This window comes from Pseudomonas sp. BNK-44-b, from assembly GCF_047456245.1.
Lineage (GTDB): Bacteria > Pseudomonadota > Gammaproteobacteria > Pseudomonadales > Pseudomonadaceae > Aquipseudomonas > Aquipseudomonas machongensis.
This window is the reverse complement of record NZ_CP179908.1, coordinates 2,702,474-2,722,447: the sequence shown is the minus strand read 5'-3', so window position 1 is coordinate 2,722,447 and position 19,974 is coordinate 2,702,474. Positions and strand designations below refer to the sequence as shown.

The 19,974-nt window shown below is 65.5% G+C and carries 13 protein-coding genes; 12 read left to right on the top strand and 1 reads right to left on the bottom strand.

Annotated elements, in window-relative coordinates:
- Positions 1-15 precede the first annotated feature (15 nt).
- Positions 16-627 (bottom strand): LysE family translocator, encoded by a 612-nt coding sequence (locus tag ACMGGG_RS12220; RefSeq protein WP_065862737.1) that lies wholly within the window; start codon positions 625-627, stop codon positions 16-18.
- Positions 628-845: 218 nt separating this feature from the next.
- On the opposite strand from ACMGGG_RS12220, the gene ACMGGG_RS12215 reads away from it, so the two are divergent.
- From ACMGGG_RS12215 to ACMGGG_RS12160, 12 genes are all read left to right on the top strand, one after another.
- Positions 846-2,516, top strand: a complete 1,671-nt coding sequence (locus ACMGGG_RS12215) for an ABC transporter substrate-binding protein (RefSeq protein WP_063545088.1) — start codon at positions 846-848, stop codon at positions 2,514-2,516.
- Positions 2,513-3,496 (top strand): ABC transporter permease, encoded by a 984-nt coding sequence (locus ACMGGG_RS12210; protein WP_414155571.1) that lies wholly within the window; start codon positions 2,513-2,515, stop codon positions 3,494-3,496. Before ACMGGG_RS12215 ends, ACMGGG_RS12210 begins: the two co-directional genes overlap by 4 nt.
- The gene (locus ACMGGG_RS12205) at positions 3,493-4,356 is read left to right on the top strand and encodes an ABC transporter permease (protein ID WP_063545087.1); all 864 of its coding nucleotides are present in this window, start codon (positions 3,493-3,495) and stop codon (positions 4,354-4,356) included. The genes ACMGGG_RS12210 and ACMGGG_RS12205 overlap by 4 nt, the downstream gene beginning before the upstream one ends.
- Positions 4,353-6,062 carry a dipeptide ABC transporter ATP-binding protein gene (locus ACMGGG_RS12200; RefSeq protein ID WP_414155570.1) on the top strand — a complete coding sequence of 570 codons (1,710 nt, stop codon included), beginning with the start codon at positions 4,353-4,355 and terminating at the stop codon, positions 6,060-6,062. Before ACMGGG_RS12205 ends, ACMGGG_RS12200 begins: the two co-directional genes overlap by 4 nt.
- 10 nt (positions 6,063-6,072) lie before the next feature.
- Complete coding sequence (locus tag ACMGGG_RS12195) at positions 6,073-7,284, top strand: acyl-CoA dehydrogenase family protein (RefSeq protein ID WP_063545085.1); 1,212 nt, start codon at positions 6,073-6,075, stop codon at positions 7,282-7,284.
- A gap of 119 nt (positions 7,285-7,403) precedes the next feature.
- Complete coding sequence (locus ACMGGG_RS12190) at positions 7,404-8,603, top strand: aromatic amino acid transaminase (RefSeq protein ID WP_414155569.1); 1,200 nt, start codon at positions 7,404-7,406, stop codon at positions 8,601-8,603.
- Positions 8,604-8,882: 279 nt separating this feature from the next.
- Complete coding sequence (locus tag ACMGGG_RS12185) at positions 8,883-10,163, top strand: serine/threonine transporter (RefSeq protein ID WP_414155568.1); 1,281 nt, start codon at positions 8,883-8,885, stop codon at positions 10,161-10,163.
- Positions 10,164-10,287: 124 nt separating this feature from the next.
- Positions 10,288-10,788 (top strand): thiol peroxidase, encoded by a 501-nt coding sequence (gene tpx / locus ACMGGG_RS12180; protein WP_054890816.1) that lies wholly within the window; start codon positions 10,288-10,290, stop codon positions 10,786-10,788.
- A gap of 213 nt (positions 10,789-11,001) precedes the next feature.
- Positions 11,002-12,273 carry an MdtA/MuxA family multidrug efflux RND transporter periplasmic adaptor subunit gene (locus ACMGGG_RS12175; protein WP_414155567.1) on the top strand — a complete coding sequence of 424 codons (1,272 nt, stop codon included), beginning with the start codon at positions 11,002-11,004 and terminating at the stop codon, positions 12,271-12,273.
- A complete protein-coding gene (locus ACMGGG_RS12170; protein ID WP_414155975.1) occupies positions 12,270-15,368 on the top strand; it encodes an MdtB/MuxB family multidrug efflux RND transporter permease subunit in 3,099 nt (1,032 codons plus the stop codon). The genes ACMGGG_RS12175 and ACMGGG_RS12170 overlap by 4 nt, the downstream gene beginning before the upstream one ends.
- Complete coding sequence (locus tag ACMGGG_RS12165) at positions 15,365-18,475, top strand: multidrug efflux RND transporter permease subunit (protein ID WP_414155565.1); 3,111 nt, start codon at positions 15,365-15,367, stop codon at positions 18,473-18,475. Before ACMGGG_RS12170 ends, ACMGGG_RS12165 begins: the two co-directional genes overlap by 4 nt.
- Positions 18,472-19,965: an efflux transporter outer membrane subunit gene (locus ACMGGG_RS12160; RefSeq protein WP_414155564.1), complete on the top strand. Its 1,494-nt coding sequence runs from the start codon at positions 18,472-18,474 to the stop codon at positions 19,963-19,965. Before ACMGGG_RS12165 ends, ACMGGG_RS12160 begins: the two co-directional genes overlap by 4 nt.
- Positions 19,966-19,974: the final 9 nt, after the last annotated feature.

Here is a 19,974-nt window from a genome sequence, read left to right as displayed (position 1 = left end):
GCTCGCAGGCCAGGCTCAGCGCCCCAGCGGCAACGCCACTGCGATCATCGCGAACAGCGCGCCGCAGCAGCGGTTGAAACCCTTGCCGCCCTTGGCCAACCACGGCCTGATGCGACCGGCCAGGCGTGCCAGCAGGTATTCGACCAGGCATTCCACGCAGGCGAACGTCGCCGCCATCACGATGAACTGCAGGGCCAGGCCGCGTTGCGGGTCGATGAACTGTGGCAAAAAGGCGCCATAGAACAGCAGCACTTTCGGGTTGGACAGCGCCGACAGCAAACCCTGGCGAAACAATCCGGTATTTCCCAGCCGGGCCTGGCCCTGGGCCAGGTCCAGGTGCAGGGGTGGGGCACGCCAGAGCTGGATGCCGAGCCACAGCAGATAGGCGCCGCCGACCCACTTGAGCACTTGCAGCACGGAACCCGACGTTTGCAGCAGTGCGCTCAGCCCGAACATCGCCAGGGCGATCAGGGCGCTGAAACCACACATGCCGCCGAGGATGGTGAACAACGTTCGCCGCGCGCCGTAGCGGGCGCCATGAGTGAGGGCCAGCAAACTGTTCGGCCCCGGGGTCAGTGACAGGCCGATGCTTGCCAGCAGGTAAATGAACCAGGTGTCGAGTGCCATGAGAACGCCTTGTAGGGGAAGGGGCGGCGGGCCCGCTGCGCGGAAGCGGCCCTGTGAGTGCGGAGTATAGGGCCGCTTGTCTTTATGCATGGGTATGAACTGACAGTTCAACTGTTGGCTTGCCAACACCCTGCGCACACTTTGCCCGCCATCGATCACCACGTATTTGGCAAATCCCAGCAAAATCAGGGGGTTGAAACCCGGCACAACTCCTGCAAATGCCCCTGCATGCCCAGTCATCCGCAGGAGCGCCCTTGAACCGACTCAACTTCCCCTTGATCCCGCTCTGTGCCGTGCTGGCGCTGGTCGGCTGCGAGCGTGCCGAGCAGGTCACGACCCATAGCGACCAGCCGGTGCGCGGCGGAACCCTGGTCTATGCCACCGACCGCGAGCCCACCTGCCTGGACCCGCATGTGGCGGGTGACATGCCGCAAGTGTTCGTGGCCCAGCAGTACCTGGATTCGCTGGTGTCGATGGACAGCGACGGCCGTATCGGCCCTTGGCTGGCCGAGCGCTGGGAGGCGTCCGCCGATGGCCTGAGCTACACCTTCCACCTGCGCCACGACGTGCATTTCACTGACGGAACGCCGTTCAATGCCCAGGCGGTCAAGGCCAATCTCGACCACATGGCCGACCCCAAGACCCAGTCCAGCACCGCAGGCGGCTATATCCGCCAGTATCGCGGCACCGACATCGTCGACGAATACACCGCCGTGGTGCACCTGGCCACGCCTTACGCCGCCTTCCTCGAAGTGCTCGCCCAAGGCTTTCTCGGTATCCAGTCACCCACCGCGCTCAAGCGCAGCCGTGACGAGAACTGCGAAAGCCCGGTGGGCAGCGGGCCATTCAAGGTGCTGCGCTGGGACCGGCAGAACCAGGTCGAGCTGGTTCGCAATGCCGACTACAACTGGGCGCCGCCGACTGCCAGGCACCAGGGCCCGGCGTATCTCGAGCGTATCGTGTGGAAGTTCATCCAGGAGCCTTCGGTGCGTTTCGCCTCGCTGCAGGCCGGTGAGGTGGACGTGATCGAGAGCGTGCCGCCCGAGTCGCACGAGGCGGCGCGGCGCAATCCGGATGTCGAGCTGATCATTGCCCAGCGTCCCGGCAACCCCACCAACGGCACGTTCAACCTGCGCCGGGCGCCCTTCGATGATATCCGTGTGCGCGAAGCTTTCGTGCGCAGCGCCGATATCGAAGGTGCGCTCAAGAGTGTGTACTTCGGCGAGTTTCCGCGAGCCGGCGGCCCGCTCAGCGTGGCCACGCCGTTCTACAGCGGCGAGTTCGAGCGCAGCCAGGACTACGATCCGCAGCGCGCCGCCCGATTGCTCGATGACGCAGGCTGGACCGGGCGTGATGCGCAGGGTTACCGCACACGCAATGGCAAGCGCCTGAGCGCGGTGGTGCTGATCGGCGCGCGTACACCGCCTTCGGAGCTGACCCTCTGGGAGCAGGTGCAGGCCACCACCCGTCAGGCCGGCCTGGAGCTGGTGATCGACCAGATGAGCGACGCCCAGGTCACCGCGCGTCAGGCCGCCTGGGACTATGACATCCGCACCGGCTATTGGAACACCAACACCCCGGATGTGCTGCGCATCATCTTTGGCTCGGCGTTCGTCCAGCCGGCAGGCGTCGGCGGCTATCACCAGAACTCCTCAGGCTTCGCCGATCCGGGCTTCGACGCGCTGCTCGACGACGCCCTCGCCACCCAGGACCCGGAGCGCCGTCGGGCGCTGTACTTCAAGGCTCAGCAACAGGCCGCCAGCCAGTACCTGCAATTGACCACTTACCCGCAGAGCACCCGGCTGGGCCTCTACAAGACGGCCCACGGTGTGCGCCTGGAGCCCTCGCTGGCGGTGACCTACCTCTATGACGCATGGGTGAGCAAATGAGTGAAACGACGACCCTGACCGATCCCCGTCGCGAGCGCCTGCGTGTGCTCGGACGTCGCGCCGCCATTCGCCTGGGCGGCGGCCTGCTGGTGCTGTGGGCGGTGGCGACCCTGACGTTCTTCGCCCTGCGTCTGATGCCGGGTGACCCGGTGCTGGCGATTCTCGGTGGCACCACCGGCAACCCGACGCCGGAGGCCATCGAGGCAACCCGGCGCGAGTACGGCCTGGATAAACCGTTGCCGGTGCAATACGCGCTGTATCTCGGGCGTCTGGTGCAGGGCGACCTGGGCCAGTCCTATTCCCAGCACCAGCCTGTGACCCGCGTGCTGGCGGAACAGGCCGGGGCAACCCTCGAGCTGACGTTCGCCGCACTGGTGCTGGCCTGGTTGCTGGTGCTGCTGCTGACGGTGGTCACGGCTGGCCGTGGCCGGCTCATCGGCGGACTCGCCTCGCTGGCCGAAACCCTCAGCGCCGCCTTGCCGCACTTCTGGCTGGGGGTGGTGGTGCTGGCGGTATTCGCCTTCGGCTTGCGCTGGTTCCCGCCGGCGGGCAGCGACAGCCTCGCAAGCCTCGTGCTGCCGGCATTCTCCCTGGCCATTCCGCTGGCAGGGTTCATCGCCCAGGTGACCCGGGAATCACTCGAGCTGACCCTCGATCAGCCCTTCATTCTCAGCGCCCGCAGCCGTGGCCTGAGCGACCTGGCGGTGCGCTTCCGGCATGCGCTGCGCCACGCCCTGCTGCCGGGCGTGTCGCTGTCGGGCTGGGCCATCGGTGCGCTGATCAGCGGGGCGGTGGTGTGCGAAGTGATCTTCTCGCGCAAGGGCGTGGGCCGTCAGTTGTACCAGGCGGTGCAACTGCAGGATTTGCCGTTGGTGATCGGCATCACCCTGGTGGTGGCTGCTGCCTACGTGCTGGCCAACGTTCTCGTGGACCTGCTCTATCAATGGATCGACCCACGCCAACAGGAGACGAGCGCATGAGCGACCTGATTCTTGAACACAGCCAGACGCCAGTGCGTCGACAAGTGCGTTTGCCCTGGCCGCCGCTGGGGGCGAGCCTGGCGATCCTGTTCCTGCTGGCGCTATTGCTGGCGGCGCTGGCGCCGGGGTTGTTCACTCGCATCGACCCGTTGGCGATCGTGCCTCGTGAGGCCTTCCAGGCACCGAGCTGGACGCACTGGCTGGGCACCGACCAGTCGGGGCGCGACATCTTCGCGCGTATCGTCCACGGCGCGCGTCAGAGCCTGCTGATCGGCGTGGCGGCCACCTTGCTGTCGATGGCCATCGCCGTCAGCCTCGGGCTGCTCGGCGGATTGGGCGGGGCGCGGGTGGATCGTGGCGTGGGCTGGCTGCTGGAGGTGCTGTTCGCCTTTCCCAGCCTGGTGCTGGCGCTGCTGTTCGTGGCGGTGTTCGGTAGCGGTGTTGGCCCACTGATCATCGCCACCGGTCTGGGTGGGGCTCCTGGCTACGCGCGGATGGTCCGCGGCCAGGTGCTGGCGGTGCGCAATTCGGGCTATATCGAAGCGGCGCGAGCGCTGGGGCACCCGACCGCACGCATTGTCTTGCGTCAGTTATTGCCCAATGCCATGCGCCCGTTGGTGGTGACCCTGACCATGGGTGTCGGTCAAGCCATTGTCTGGGCATCTGCCCTGAGTTTCCTGGGCCTTGGTGCCCGACCACCTGCGCCTGAGTGGGGCACCATGCTGTCGATGGGCCGCGATTTCATCGCCAGCGCCTGGTGGCTGACCTTTTTCCCCGGCCTGTTCATCGTACTCACCACGTTAGCGACCACCGCGGCCGGCCGCTACCTTCAACACCGCCTGGAGGGCCGCCTGCCATGAGCGACAAGACCTTGATCGTCGAGGGCCTGAACGTGACGTTCGAAGGCCGCAGCGTGGTGCGTGAACTGTCTTTCACCCTGGCGCCGGGTCGCTGTGTGGCCCTGGTGGGGGAGTCTGGCTCGGGCAAGAGCGTCAGCGCCCGCAGCCTGGTGGGGTTGGTGGGTGCGCGTGGCGAGGTGACCGCGCGCACCTTGGGCTTTGGCGGTCGCGACCTGCTGGCCCTGAGCGAGCGTCAGTGGCGTGCGGTGCGTGGCAAGGATATCGGCTTCGTGCTGCAGGATGCGCTGGTGTCGCTCGACCCGCTGCGGCCCGTGGGCAAGGAAATCCTCGAGGTGTTGCAGACCCATGGCTATGGAGATCGGGCGCAGCGCGCTGCGCGCGTGCTGACGCTGCTCGAACGGGTCGGGGTGCCGGATGTGGCGTTGCGTGCGCGGCAGCGGCCAGGCCAGCTTTCTGGAGGGCTGCGCCAACGGGCGCTGATCGCCAGTGCGCTGGCACTGGATCCGGCGCTGGTGATCGCCGACGAACCCACCACTGCGCTCGATGCCACGGTCCAGGCGCAGATTCTTGAGGTGTTCCAGCAGATCAAGGCGCGGGGGGCATCGTTGCTGATCATCAGTCATGACCTGGCGGTGGTCGCGCAACTGGCCGATGAGGTGGTGGTGCTGCGCCATGGCGAGGTGGTGGAGCAGGGGCCGATGCAGCAGGTGCTGCGCCAGCCACGACATCCCTATACCCAGGCGCTGTTGGCCGCGGTGCCGGCGGAGCATCCGCGTGGCAGCCGCCTGTCGCCGGAGCGTTCGGGCGAGCGAGTAGCGCGTAGCGTCGTGCCTGGCGAGGTGCTGCTGCAGGCCCATGGCCTGGGCAAGCGCTACACCGGCCCTGACGGCGTTGTGCGTCAGGTGGTCCAGGGCGTGGACTTCACCCTGCGCGCCGGGCAGACCCTGGGCATCGTCGGTGAGTCCGGCTCGGGCAAGACCACGGTTGCGCGCATTGCCCTCGGACTGCTGCAACCGGACCAGGGCGAGGTGCTGTATCGCGGCCAGCCATGGAACCGCCCGGGCAATGCCGTGAGCGAAGCCAGCCGCCGCCCGCTGCGCCAGCAGATCAGTGTGATCTACCAGGATCCGCTGGGTTCGTTCGACCCGCGCTGGACCGTGGCACAGATCCTCGATGACGCCTTGCAGGTGGCGGGCTTCGCGGCTGCGGCGCGCCCGGCGCGCATTCATGTGCTGCTCGAGCAGGTGCGCCTGCCGGCCAGCCTGGCCAGCCGCCGCCCGTTGCAGCTCTCCGGCGGCCAGCGCCAGCGTGTGGCGATCGCCCGCGCCATCGCCAGCGAGCCGAAGCTGATCATCTGCGACGAGCCGGTGTCGGCGCTGGACGTGTCGGTACAGGCCCAGGTACTCGACCTGCTGGCCGACCTGCAGGACACCTTGGGCCTAGCCTATCTGTTCATCTCCCACGACCTGGGCGTGATTCACCATGTCAGCGATGACGTGCTGGTGATGCGCCATGGCCAGGTGGTCGAGCACGCGCCGGTCGAGCAGTTGTTCGAGCAGCCTGCCCACGAATACACCCGCCGTCTGCTCGGCTCGGTGCCGCACTTGCCGGGCAGCGGCGCCGAGCTGGTGGTGCCCCCGCTGGACCTGGAACACGAAGCTTTCGACCTGTTCGATGAATCTCGCCTCTGGAAAATCGCCATTTAAGGATTGCCCCATGACCACCTTCCAACGTTTCCCCTCCCAAGCTCCCGCCGCCAGCGTAGAGGCCTTGAAGGTGCGCATCGATGCACTGCTGCCACATATCGCCGCCGGTGCGGCCGAACGCGAGCGCGAGCGCCAACTGCCGTTCGAGGCCATCGCCCAACTGGCTGCGGCCGGGCTCTACACCGTGCGCATTCCGACCCGCTATGGTGGGCCCGGTGGCACGGTGAGCGATGTCATCGAGCTGCTGCTGAAGATCGCCTCGGCCGATTCCAACGTTGCCCAGGCCCTGCGCCCGGGTTTCGCCTTTGTCGAGGGCCTGCTGGTGTCGAGCGCAGAGGATGCCGAACAGGAGCGCGAGCGCTGGTTCGCGCGCTACCTGCAAGGCGCGGTGATCGGCAATGCCGGCTGGGAACTGGGCGGCGCCAATGGTGCCATCGCCGCACGGCTGGTCCGCGAGGGTGATCACTATCGCGCCAATGGCAGCAAGTTCTATAGCACCGGGGCGCTGTTCGCCGACTATGTCAGCGCGGTGGCGCTGGATGAGGACGAGCAACCGGTGTCGTTCATCCTCCCGCGTGATCGCGACGGCCTGGAGCTGGTCGATGATTTCGATGCCATGGGCCAGCGCCTGACCGCCAGCGGCACCACGCACCTGCGCAATGTGCGGGTGGAGGAGAGCGAACTGCGCACGCGTACCGTGGAGGAGGGCCGGCGCACGCTGGTGACGCCGTTCCTGCAACTGTTCCTGGGCACCGTGCTGGCCGGGATCGCCCGCAATGCGCTGGACGATGCCACCCGCTTCGCTCGCGAGCATGCCCGGCCGATCAAGCACAGCACGGCCAGTCGTTCGGTGGACGACCCCTATGTGGAACTGAGCGTGGGCGATATCGCAGCGCGCGCCTACGGCGCCGAGGCGCTGGTGCTGAAGGCGGCCGCCACGATCGACCGGGCCTGGGCGGCGCAGTTGGACGAGGCAGCGGTGGAGCAGGCTGCCCTCGAGGTGGCGCAGGCCCAGTACCTGGTCGCAGAACTTGCGCTCAAAGCGGCCGAGACGCTGTTCGACGTCGGCGGCGCCTCGACCACCGGGCGCGCGCACAATCTCGACCGCCATTGGCGCAATGCCCGTACCGTGGCCAACCACAATCCACGGCAGTGGAAGGCGGCGGTGGTCGGGGCCTGGCAGCTCAAGGGCACCCGCCCACCGGTGTCGGGGTTGTTCTGAGGAGGCGCTATGCAAACCTGCACTCACAGCTTGCACATTCAATGATGTTCCTTGCGCGCCACTGCAGGTATGCTCGGGGAAGCCTTTCCGAACTGTCCTGATCCAAGGAGCTGCACGCTGTGTTCAAACATGTCGATGCCTATGCCGGCGACCCGATTCTCTCGTTGATGGAAGCCTTCAAGGTCGATCCCCGTGCCGACAAGGTCAACCTGAGTATCGGCCTGTACTACGACGAAGCCGGTGTGGTGCCGCAGCTGCCATCGGTAGGCCAGGTCGAGGAACGCCTGGCCGGCCAGCCGCATGAAGCCTCGCTCTACCTGCCCATGGAGGGCCTGGCCAGCTACCGCCAGGCGATCCAGGCACTGCTGTTCGGTGCCGACCACCCGGCCGTGACCGGCGGGCGTGTCGCCACTGTGCAGACCGTGGGTGGCTCGGGTGCGTTGAAAGTCGGTGCCGACTTCCTCAAGCGCTACTTCCCGCAGTCCGAGGTGTGGGTCAGCAATCCGACCTGGGACAACCATCGCGCGATCTTCGAAGGCGCGGGCTTCAAGGTGCACACCTACCCGTACTTCGACCAGGCCACCCGCGGCCTGGACTTCGATGGCATGCTTTCAAGCCTGCAAACCTTGGCCAAGCACAGCATCGTCCTGCTGCACCCGTGCTGCCACAACCCCACCGGCGTCGACCTGAGCCAGAGCCAGTGGCAGCAAGTGGTCGAGGTGGTCAAGGCGCGTGAGCTGATCCCGTTCCTCGACATCGCCTACCAAGGCTTCGGCGAAGGCCTGGCCGAAGACGCCTACGCCATCCGGGAAATGGCCCGTGCCGGTGTGCCGTGCCTGGTCAGCAACTCGTTCTCCAAGATCTTCTCGCTGTACGGCGAGCGGGTAGGGGGGCTGTCGGTGGTCAGCGATGACGCGCAAACTGCCCAGAGCGTACTGGGTCAGCTCAAGGCTACCGTGCGCCGCAACTACTCCAGCCCACCCAGCCATGGTGCACTGCTGGTCGCTGGCGTGCTCGGCGATGCCGGCCTGAACGCCCAGTGGCAGGCGGAAGTCGAGACCATGCGCAAGCGTATCCTCGACATGCGCCAGGGGCTGGTCGATGCACTGGCCAAGCAGTTGCCAGGCCAGGACTTCCAGTTCTTCCTGCGCCAGCGCGGCATGTTCAGCTACACAGGCTTCAGTGCCGAGCAGGCACGTCGCCTGCGTGACGAGTTCGGTGTGTACATCATCGACAGCGGCCGGGTGTGCATGGCGGGCCTGCGTCCGGACAACCTGCAGCGTGTCGCCGAGGCATTCGCGGCGGTGCAACAGGGCTGATCCGCCGGCCCAGGCATGCCTGGGCTGTGGGAGCGGGCTTGCCCGCGAATGAAGACGTGAGATTACCGACGCCTTCGCGGGCAAGTCGCAGCGGCGAACCGCCGCTCCCACCATCATCCGCTTCCTTTTCCCAAAACAGGTGCCGTCCCTCGGACGGGGCTTCGCAACAGCACCTATTCAGTGCACAATCGCGCCCCTCTTTTTCGGTTGAGGTGGCGTGAGGCTTCTATTTCGCCACTCTCAGCCTGTTGCAGTCTTGCGAGTGGAGTTGCACCCGGAATGAATGAGCAGGCCCAAAGCGTCGAACAACGCTTCGAATCGACCCAACAAGCCACCCTCGGTAGCTGGTCGCGTCAAGACACCACCTGGATGCTGGGCCTGTTCGGCACGGCCATCGGCGCAGGTACGCTGTTCCTGCCGATCAACGCCGGCCTCGGCGGTTTCTGGCCGCTGCTGATCCTGGCCGTGCTGGCCTTCCCCATGACCTACTACGCACACCGTGCGCTGACCCGCTTCGTGCTGTCCGGCAGCAAGGGCGGCGATATCACCGAGGTGGTCGAGGAGCATTTCGGCATCACTGCCGGTGCACTGATCACCGTACTGTATTTCTTTGCCATCTTCCCGATCCTGCTGATCTACAGCGTGGCGCTGACCAACACGGTCGCAAGCTTCATGGAGCATCAATTGCACATGACGCCACCGCCCCGGGCGATCCTCTCGTTCGTGCTGATCCTCGGCCTGCTGGCCATCGTGCGTTGCGGTGAGCAGGCCACGGTCAAGGTCATGAGCCTGCTGGTGTATCCCTTCATCGTCGCCCTGGCGCTGCTGGCCCTGTACCTGGTGCCGCACTGGAATGGTGGCATTCTCGATACGGCTGGCCAGTTGCCGTCTGGCTCTGCGTTCGTGCGCACCCTGTGGCTGGCGATCCCGGTAATGGTGTTCTCGTTCAACCACTCGCCGATCATCTCGGCCTTCGCGGTCGACCAGAAGCGTCGTTATGGCGACCACGCCGATGAGCGCAGCGGGCAGATCCTGGCCCGTGCCCACCTGCTGATGGTGGTAATGGTGCTGTTCTTCGTGTTCAGTTGCGTACTGACCCTGAGCAGCGCGCAACTGGCCGAGGCCAAGGCGCAGAACCTGTCGATCCTGTCGTACCTGGCCAACCACTTCAGCAATCCGGCCATCGCCTTTGCTGCGCCGCTGATCGCTTTCGTCGCGATTGCCAAGTCGTTCCTGGGCCACTACATCGGTGCCAGCGAAGGCCTCAAGGGCATCATCGTCAAGACCGGCCTGCGCCCGGGCGCCAAGGCCCTGGACCGCGTGGTCGCGGCACTGATGCTGGTGGTGTGCTGGATCGTCGCCACGCTCAATCCGAGCATTCTGGGCATGATCGAGTCGCTGGGCGGGCCGATCCTCGCGGTGCTGCTGTTCCTGATGCCGATGTACGCCATCCGCCGTGTGCCGTCGATGCGCAAGTACAGCGGCGCGATGTCCAACCTCTTCGTCGTGGTGATCGGCCTGGTGGCGCTGAGCTCGGTGGTCTACGGCCTGCTGAACTGAGGCCTTTGCACGGATCAGGCGGGCGCGCGGCAATCCGCGCCTGCCTGTTGCTCTAAGCTTGCAGCCCGGCGCTAAAAGCGATTAACTCGGAATCCTTTTCAAACCCCGTATAAGGATTTCTGCCATGGCTCAAGTGACTCTCAAAGGCAACCCGGTTCAGGTCAAGGGCGAGCTGCCCAAGGTCGGTGCCCAGGCGCCTGCCTTTTCCCTGGTCGGCGAAGGCCTGGCCGACAAGTCGCTGAAGGACTATGCCGGCAAGCGCAAGGTGCTGAACATCTTCCCGAGCGTCGACACCCCGACCTGCGCCACCTCGGTACGCAAGTTCAATGCCCAGGCCAATGACCTGGCCAACACCGTGGTGCTGTGCATCTCGGCCGACCTGCCGTTCGCCCAGGCCCGCTTCTGCGGCGCCGAAGGCCTGGAGAATGTAAAGAACCTGTCGACCCTGCGTGGTCGTGAGTTCATCGAGAACTACGGCGTTGCCATCGCCGACGGCCCGCTGGCCGGCCTGACCGCCCGCGCCGTGGTGGTGCTGGATGAAAACGACAAGGTGCTGCACGCCGAGCTGGTCGGGGAAATCGCCGACGAGCCGAACTACGAGGCGGCTCTGGCTGTCCTGAAGTAAACGCTGGCCAGAGGGTCGCCCCGCGGCCCTGGCGGTTTACACACTGTTACGCCGGCCCGGAAGCCATTCCGGGCCGTTTTCATTTAAAGTTCATCGTTTTAGCAACGTCAGCCAATGGTAAATGCCTGGTAAAGGCCCTTTGCTAAAACGATGCCAGTGCTTATCGTTCAAACCTCCCCAGTCGCCATTCTCTGAACAAGGTTCGTTCAACCCATGCAAGCTTCTGCCTCCCGTTCTCCCCGTCGCTGGCTGTTCGGCCTGCTGATCCTGCTGCTGGTGGCCTTGCTGGCCTGGTGGCTGTGGCCTGCCGCTGCCCCGACGCACAAGGAGCAGGGCGTGCGCATGGGCAAAGGCGGGCGCCCAGGCTTTGGTGCCTCCAGCGACCCGGTGCCGGTGCGCGTCGAGCCCGTGCGGGTCGGCGACTTCCCGCTCTACTACAAGGCGCTGGGTACGGTGGCGGCGACCAACACGGTCAATGTTCGCAGCCGGGTGGCGGGTGAGTTGGTCAAGATCCACTTCAAGGAAGGGCAGCAGGTCAAGGCTGGCGACCTGCTGGCGGAAATCGACCCGCGTTCGTACCGTATCGCCCTTCAGCAGGCAGAGGGCACCCTGGCGCAGAACCAGGCGCAGTTGAAGAACGCTCAGGTCGACCTGGCCCGCTATAAAGGCCTGTATGCCGAAGACAGCATCGCCAAGCAGACCCTGGACACCGCCGAGGCCCAGGTGGCGCAGTTCCAGGGGCTGGTCAAGACCAACCAGGCGGCAGTCAATGACGCGCGCCTGAACCTCGAATTCACCCAGATCCGTGCACCGATCAGCGGTCGCCTGGGGCTGCGCCAGCTCGACCTGGGTAACCTGGTGGCAGCCAACGACACCACGGCGCTGGTGGTGATCACCCAGACCGAGCCGATCAACGTCGCCTTCACCCTCCCGGAAACCGAGCTGTCCACGGTGCTCGAGCGCTACCGCAGCGGCGCGCGCCTGCCGGTCGAAGCCTGGGACCGTGGCGACAGCAAGCTGCAGGCCACCGGCGTGCTCGGCAGCCTCGACAACCAGATCGACACCACCACCGGCACCCTGAAGTTCAAGGGTTTCTTCGAGAACAAGGACCTCGCCCTGTTCCCCAACCAGTTCGTCAACGTGCGCCTGCTGGCCGACACCCTCAAGCAGGTGGTGCTGGCCCCGGCGGCGGCGATCCAGTTCGGCAACGACGGCACCTTCGCCTATGTGGTCAACGGCGAGAACAAGGTCAATGTGCGCAAGCTCAAGGTCGGCGCCAGCGACGGCGAGAACAGTGTGATCCTGGAGGGCCTGAAGGCTGGCGAGCGTCTGGTGCTCGAAGGCACCGACCGCCTGCGCGAGGGCACCCAGGTCGAGGTGGTCGAAGACAGCTCGCAAGTCCCGACCACCCCTGGCCAGCACCTGCAAGGCCAGGAAGCCAAAGGTTCGGCCCAGACCGGTGAGTCGAGCAAGGCGGGCGCATGAACATCTCGCGGCTGTTCATCCTGCGCCCGGTCGCCACCACGCTGAGCATGCTGGCCATCGTCCTGGCCGGCTTGATCGCCTACAAGATGCTGCCGGTGGCGGCCTTGCCCCAGGTCGATTACCCGACCATCCGAGTCATGACCCTGTACCCGGGCGCCAGCCCTCAGGTGATGACCAGCGCGGTCACTGCGCCGCTGGAGCGCCAGTTCGGCCAGATGCCGGGCCTCAGCCAGATGGCCTCGACCAGTTCGGGCGGTGCTTCGGTGCTGACCCTGCGTTTCAACCTGGACATGAACATGGATGTCGCCGAGCAACAGGTCCAGGCTGCGATCAACGCCGCCAGCAACCTGCTGCCCAGCGACCTGCCGGCGCCGCCGGTGTACAACAAGGTCAACCCCGCCGATACCCCGGTGCTGACCCTGGCCATCAGCTCCGGCACCCTGCCACTGCCAAAGCTCAATGACTTGGTCGATACCCGCGTGGCGCAGAAGATCGCCCAGATCAGCGGTGTCGGCATGGTCAGCATCGCCGGCGGCCAGCGCCAGGCGGTGCGGATCAAGGTCAATGTCGATGCCCTGGCCGCCAACGGTCTGAACCTGGACGACGTGCGCACCTTGATCGGCGCCTCCAACGTCAACCAGCCCAAGGGCAACTTCGATGGCCCGACCCGGGTGTCGATGCTCGATGCCAACGACCAGCTGCGTTCGCCCGATGAATACGCCAACCTGATCCTCAAGTACAACAACGGCGCACCGCTGCGCCTGAAGGACGTCGCCGAGATCGTCGATGGTGCCGAGAACGAGCGCCTGGCCGCCTGGGCCAACGAAAACCACGCGGTGCTGCTGAACATCCAGCGCCAGCCCGGCGCCAACGTCATCGAAGTGGTCGACCGCATCAAGCAGATGCTGCCGTCGATCACCGACAACCTGCAGGCCGGCCTCGACGTCAGCGTGCTCACCGACCGTACCCAGACCATCCGCGCTGCGGTGCGCGATGTGCAGCACGAGCTGCTGTTCGCTATCGCCCTGGTGGTGATGGTGACCTTCGTCTTCCTGCGTCGGGTCAGCGCCACCATCATTCCGTCGATCGCCGTACCGCTGTCGCTGATCGGCACGTTTGGTGTGATGTACCTGGCCGGCTTTTCGATCAACAACCTGACCTTGATGGCCCTGACCATCGCCACGGGTTTCGTGGTGGACGACGCCATCGTCATGCTGGAGAACATTTCCCGGCACATCGAAGAAGGCGAAACGCCGATGCAGGCAGCGCTCAAAGGCGCCCGGCAGATCGGCTTCACCCTGATCTCGTTGACCTTCTCGCTGATCGCGGTGCTGATCCCGCTGCTGTTCATGGCCGATGTCGTTGGCCGGCTGTTCCGCGAGTTCGCCATCACCCTGGCGGTGGCTATCCTGATTTCGCTGGTGGTATCGCTCACCCTCACGCCGATGATGTGCGCGCGTTTGCTCAAGCGTGAACCCAAGGAAGAGGAGCAGAGCCGCTTCTACCGCGCCAGCGGTGCCTGGATCGACTGGCTGATCGAACGCTACAGCCACGCCCTGACCTGGGTGCTCAAGCACCAGCCGCTGACCTTGCTGGTGGCGGTGGCCTCGCTGGCGCTGACGGTGTTCCTCTACATCATCGTGCCCAAGGGCTTCTTCCCAGTGCAGGACACCGGGGTGATCCAGGGTATTTCCGAAGCCCCGCAATCCATCTCGTTCAGCGCCATGAGCGAGCGCCAGCAGGCGCTGAGCAAGGTGATCCTGCAGGACCCGGCGGTACAGAGCCTGTCTTCCTACATTGGTGTGGACGGTGACAACGCTACCCTCAACAGCGGGCGCCTGCTGATCAACCTCAAGCCCCATGCCGAACGTGATGTCACGGCCAGCCAGGTGATCAGCCGCCTGCAGCCGCAGCTCGACCGGCTGGTGGGTATTCGCTTGTTCATGCAGCCGGTACAGGACCTGAGCATCGAGGACCGGGTCAGCCGCACCCAGTACCAGTTCAGCCTGTCCTCGCCTGACCCGGACATGCTCGCCGAGTGGAGCGGCAAGCTGGTCCATGCCCTGCAACAGCGCCCTGAGCTCACCGACGTTGCCAGCGACCTGCAGGACAAAGGCCTGCAGGTGTACCTGGTGATCGACCGCGACATGGCCAGCCGCCTGGGCATCACCGTCGCGCAGATCACCAACGCCCTGTACGACGCCTTCGGCCAGCGGCAGATCTCGACCATCTACACCCAGGCCAGCCAGTACCGCGTGGTGCTGCAGTCGCAGGCAGCGGCCAGCATTGGTCCGCAGGCGCTGGAGTCGATCCACGTCAAGGCCACCGATGGCGGCCAGGTTCGCCTCTCGGCGCTGGCGCGCATCGAACAGCGGCAGGCACAGTTGGCTATTTCGCACATCGGCCAGTTCCCCGCTGTGATGATGTCCTTCAACCTCGGCCAGGGCGTGTCGTTGGGCGAGTCGGTGCAGGTGATCGAGCAGGTGCAGCAGGACATTGGCATGCCGCTGGGCGTGCAGACCCGCTTCCAGGGCGCCGCCGAAGCCTTCCAGGCCTCGCTGTCGAGCACCTTGCTGCTGATCCTCGCCGCCGTGGTGACCATGTACATCGTGCTCGGCGTGCTCTACGAGAGCTACATCCACCCGGTGACCATCCTCTCGACCCTGCCGTCGGCGGCAGTGGGCGCCTTGCTGGCGCTGCTGCTCAGCGGCAACGATCTGGGGATGATCGCCATCATCGGTATCATCCTGCTGATCGGTATCGTCAAGAAGAACGCGATCATGATGATCGACTTCGCCCTCGAGGCCGAGCGTCACCAGGGCATGACCCCGCGTGAGGCGATCTACCAGGCGGCGCTGCTGCGTTTCCGGCCGATCCTGATGACCACCCTGGCGGCGCTGTTCGGTGCCTTGCCGCTGATGCTCGCCACGGGCTCCGGTGCCGAACTGCGCCAGCCGCTGGGCCTGGTGATGGTGGGCGGGCTGCTGGTCAGCCAGGTGCTGACGCTGTTCACCACGCCGGTCATCTACCTGTATTTCGACCGCCTGGCGCGCCGCTGGCGGCCGGCTGACGACACTGCGCAGGCCGAGGCATGAACCTTTCCGGTCCGTTCATTCGCAGGCCAGTAGCGACCATGCTGCTGAGCCTGGCGATCATGCTGCTGGGCGGTGTCAGCTTCGGGTTGCTGCCAGTGTCGCCGCTGCCACAGATGGACTTCCCGGTGATCGTGGTGCAGGCCAGCCTGCCGGGTGCGAGCCCCGAGGTGATGGCCTCGACCGTGGCAACGCCGCTGGAGCGCAAGCTGGGCAGCATCGCCGGGGTCAGCACCCTGACCAGTAGCTCCAGCCAGGGCTCGACGCGGGTGATCATCGGCTTCGACCTGGGGCGCGACATCGACGGTGCCGCGCGCGAGGTGCAGGCTGCGATCAACGCTACCCGCAACCTGTTGCCCAGTGGTATGCGCAGCATGCCGACCTACAAGAAGGTCAACCCGTCGCAGGCGCCGATCATGGTGCTGTCGCTGACCTCGGACGTGTTGTCCAAAGGGCAGCTGTACGACCTTGCCGACACCATCCTCTCGCAGAGCCTGTCGCAGGTCGCCGGGGTAGGGGAGGTGCAGATTGGCGGCAGTTCGCTGCCGGCCGTGCGCATCGAACTCGAGCCGCAACTGCTCAACCAGTACGGCCTGGCCCTGGACGATGTACGCACCGCAGTGGCCAACGCCAACCAACGTCGGCCCATGGGCTTCGTCGAGGACGCCGAACGCAACTGGCAGGTACGCGCCAACGACCAGCTGGAAAAGGCCGATGACTACAAGCCGCTGGTGATCCGCCAGCAGAACGGTGCGATCCTGCGCCTGGCCGATGTGGCCAAGGTCAGCGACGGCGTCGAGAACCGCTACAACAGCGGCTTCTTCAACGACGATGCGGCGGTGCTGCTGGTGGTCAACCGCCAGACCAACGCCAACATCATCCAGACCGTGCAACAGATCAAGGACCAGCTTCCGGCCCTGCAGTCGCTGCTGCCGGCCAGCGTCAAGCTCAACATCGCCATGGACCGCTCGCCAGTGATCAAGGCCACGCTCAAGGAAGCCGAGCACACCCTGCTGATCGCCGTGGTGCTGGTGATCCTGGTGGTCTACCTGTTCCTCGGCAACCTGCGCGCCTCGCTGATCCCGAGCCTCGCTGTGCCGGTGTCGCTGGTGGGCACCTTTGCGGTGATGTACCTGTGCGGCTTCTCGCTGAACAACCTGTCGCTGATGGCGCTGATCCTGGCCACGGGCCTGGTGGTGGACGATGCCATCGTGGTGCTCGAGAACATCTCCCGGCATATCGAGAACGGCGCCAAGCCCATGCGCGCGGCGTTCCTGGGCGCCAAGGAAGTGGGTTTCACCCTGCTGTCGATGAACGTTTCGCTGGTGGCCGTGTTCGTTTCCATCCTGTTCATGGGTGGCATCGTGCGCGGGTTGTTCCAGGAGTTTTCGATCACCCTGGCGGCGGCGATCCTGGTGTCGCTGCTGGTGTCCCTGACCCTCACGCCGATGCTCTGCTCGCGCTGGCTCAAGCCCCATGCGCCACAGGGCCAGACGCGCCTGCAGCGTTGGAGCGACCGGGTACACCAGCGCATGGTCGAGGGGTACGACAAGAGTCTGGGGTGGGCCTTGCGCCACCGGCGCCTGACCCTGATCAGCCTGCTGGCGACCATCGTGCTCAACGTTGCCCTGTACGTGATCGTGCCCAAGACCCTGATGCCACAGCAGGACACTGGCCAGCTGCAAGGCTTCGTGCGCGGTGATGACGGCCTGTCGTTCACCGTGATGCAACCGAAAATGGAAACCTACCGCCGTGCGCTGCTCAAGGACCCTGCGGTACAGAGCGTTGCCGGCTTCATCGGTGGCAACAGCGGCACCAACAATGCCTTCGTGCTGGTGCGCCTCAAGCCCATCGGCGAGCGCAAGGAAAACGCCCAGAAGGTCATCGAGCGGCTGCGCAAGGAGCTGCCCAAGGTGCCGGGCGGACGCCTCTACCTGATGGCCGACCAGGACCTGCAGCTCGGTGGCGGTGGCCGTGACCAGAGCACCTCGCAATACCTCTACACCCTGCAGAGCGGCGATCTGGCGGCCCTGCGCGAGTGGTTCCCGAAAGTGGCTGCGGCCTTGCGCAAGCTGCCCGAGCTGACCGCCATCGATGCCCGTGACGGTGCCGGCACCCAGCAGGTGACGCTGGTGGTCGATCGCGACCAGGCCAAGCGCCTGGGCATCGACATGGACATGGTCACCGCGGTACTGAACAACGCCTACAGTCAGCGGCAGATCTCGACCATCTACGACAGCCTCAACCAGTACCAGGTGGTGATGGAGATCAACCCCAAGTACGCCTGGGACCCCAGTACGCTCGAGCAGGTTCAGGTGATTACCACCGATGGCGCGCGCGTGCCGCTGTCGACCATCGCCCGCTACGAGAACAGCCTGGCCAACGACCGTGTCAGCCACGAAGGGCAGTTCGCGTCCGAGGACATTTCCTTCGATGTCGCCGAGGGCTACAGCGTCGACCAGGCCCTGGCCGCGCTGGAGCGCGAGGTGGCCAAGCTGGGCCTTCCCGAGTCGGTGATCGCCAAGCTCGGCGGCGACGCCGATGCCTTCACCAAGAACGCCGAAGGCCAGCCGTTCATGATTCTCGGCGCCCTGGTGCTGGTGTACCTGGTGCTGGGCATTCTCTACGAAAGCTACATCCACCCGCTGACGATCCTCTCGACCCTGCCTTCGGCCGGCGTCGGTGCGCTGCTCACGCTGTACCTGACCGGCGGGGAGTTCAGCCTGATTTCGTTGCTGGGCCTGTTCCTGCTGATCGGGGTGGTGAAGAAGAACGCCATCCTGATGATCGACCTGGCCCTGCAACTGGAACGCAACGAAGGCCTGTCGCCGGAAGAGTCGATTCGCCGCGCCTGCCTGCTGCGCCTGCGGCCGATCCTGATGACCACCATCGCTGCCATCCTCGGTGCGCTGCCGCTGCTGCTCAGCCAGGCCGAAGGCGCGGAAATGCGTCAGCCGCTGGGCCTGACCATCATCGGTGGCCTGGTCTTCAGCCAGATCCTCACCCTCTACAGCACGCCGGTGGTCTACCTGTACCTGGACCGCGCGCGCCACCGTTTCAACCGTTGGCGCGGCGTGCGCACCGACGCCGCCCTGGAAACCCCGCTATGAACTTTGCCCAGACCCCGCTGCACCGTGCCCTGCAACTGCTGACCCGTGGCCGTGGCTCGCGCCTGCTCGGTGCCGGCCTGTGCGTGGCGATGCTCAGCGCCTGTACCCTGAGCCCGGATTATCATCGCCCGGAGGTCAGCAGCCCGGCGCAGTTCAAGCAGGCCGAGGGCTGGACCCAGGCCAACCCCTCGGATGCCATCGCCCGCGGGGCCTGGTGGGAGCTGTACGGCGACAAGGGCTTGAACGCTTTGGTCGAGGAGCTCAACCGCAGCAACCAGACGCTTGCCCAGTACGAAGCGCAGTACCGTCAGGCCCAGGCCCTGGTACGCAGCAGCCGCGCCTCGCTGTTCCCGTCGCTGAACCTCACCACCAGCAAGAACCGTTCAGCCCAGGGCACCGGCAGCTCCAGCTCCAGCCTGTCGAACAACAGCAGCGGCATTCGCGACACCTACAACGCGCAGTTGGGCGTGAGCTGGGAGATCGACCTCTGGGGCAAGTTGCGCGAGACCATGAACGCCAATGAGTCCAGCGCCGAGGCCAGCCTGGCCGACATGGCGGCGATCCGTCTGAGCCAACAGTCGGAGCTGGTGCAGAACTACCTGCAACTGCGCGTCATCGACGAGCAGAAGCGCTTGCTCGAAGCCACCGTGGCCGCCTACGAGCGCTCGTTGCGAATGAACCAGAACCAGTACCGTGCAGGCGTCGCCGGCCCCGATGCCGTCGCTCAGGCGCGTACCCAGCTCAAGAGCACCCAGGCCGACCTGATCGACCTGGCCTGGCAGCGCGCCCAGTATGAAAACGCCATCGCCGTACTCATGGGCAAGGCGCCTGCCGAGTTCTCGCTGGCTGCCAGCAATGATATTCCGGCGCTGCCGCCAATCCCGGTAAGCGTGCCGTCGCAGTTGCTGGAGCGCCGCCCGGACATCGCCTCGGCGGAGCGCAAGGTGATGGCGGCCAACTCGAACATTGGTGTGTCGCGCGCAGCCTATTTCCCCGACCTGTCGTTGAGCATGAACGGCGGCTATTCGAGCAGCAGCTTCAACAACTGGATCGAGCTGCCGAACCGCTACTGGTCGGTCGGGCCACAACTGGCGCTGACCCTGTTCGATGCCGGCAAGCGCAGCGCCGAGGTGGACCGCACCGTGGCGGTCTACGACCAGACCGTGGCCCAGTATCGGCAGACCGTGCTCGATGGCTTCAAGGAGGTCGAGAACTACATGGTGCAACTGAAGGTGTATGCCGACGAAGCCGTGGTCCGCCAGGAGGCGCTGGATGCTGCCCGCGAGTCGTTGCGCCTGACCGAGAACCAGTACCGCGCCGGACTGATCGGCTACCTGGACGTGGTGAACGTGCAGACCACAGCGCTGAGTAACGAGCGCAGTGTGCTGAATCTGCTGCAGGGTCGCCTGGTGGCCAGTGTGCAGTTGATCGCGGCATTGGGTGGCGGCTGGGAAGCGGGGCCGGCGTTCGCAGAGGCTGACAAACAGTAAGGTTGCAGT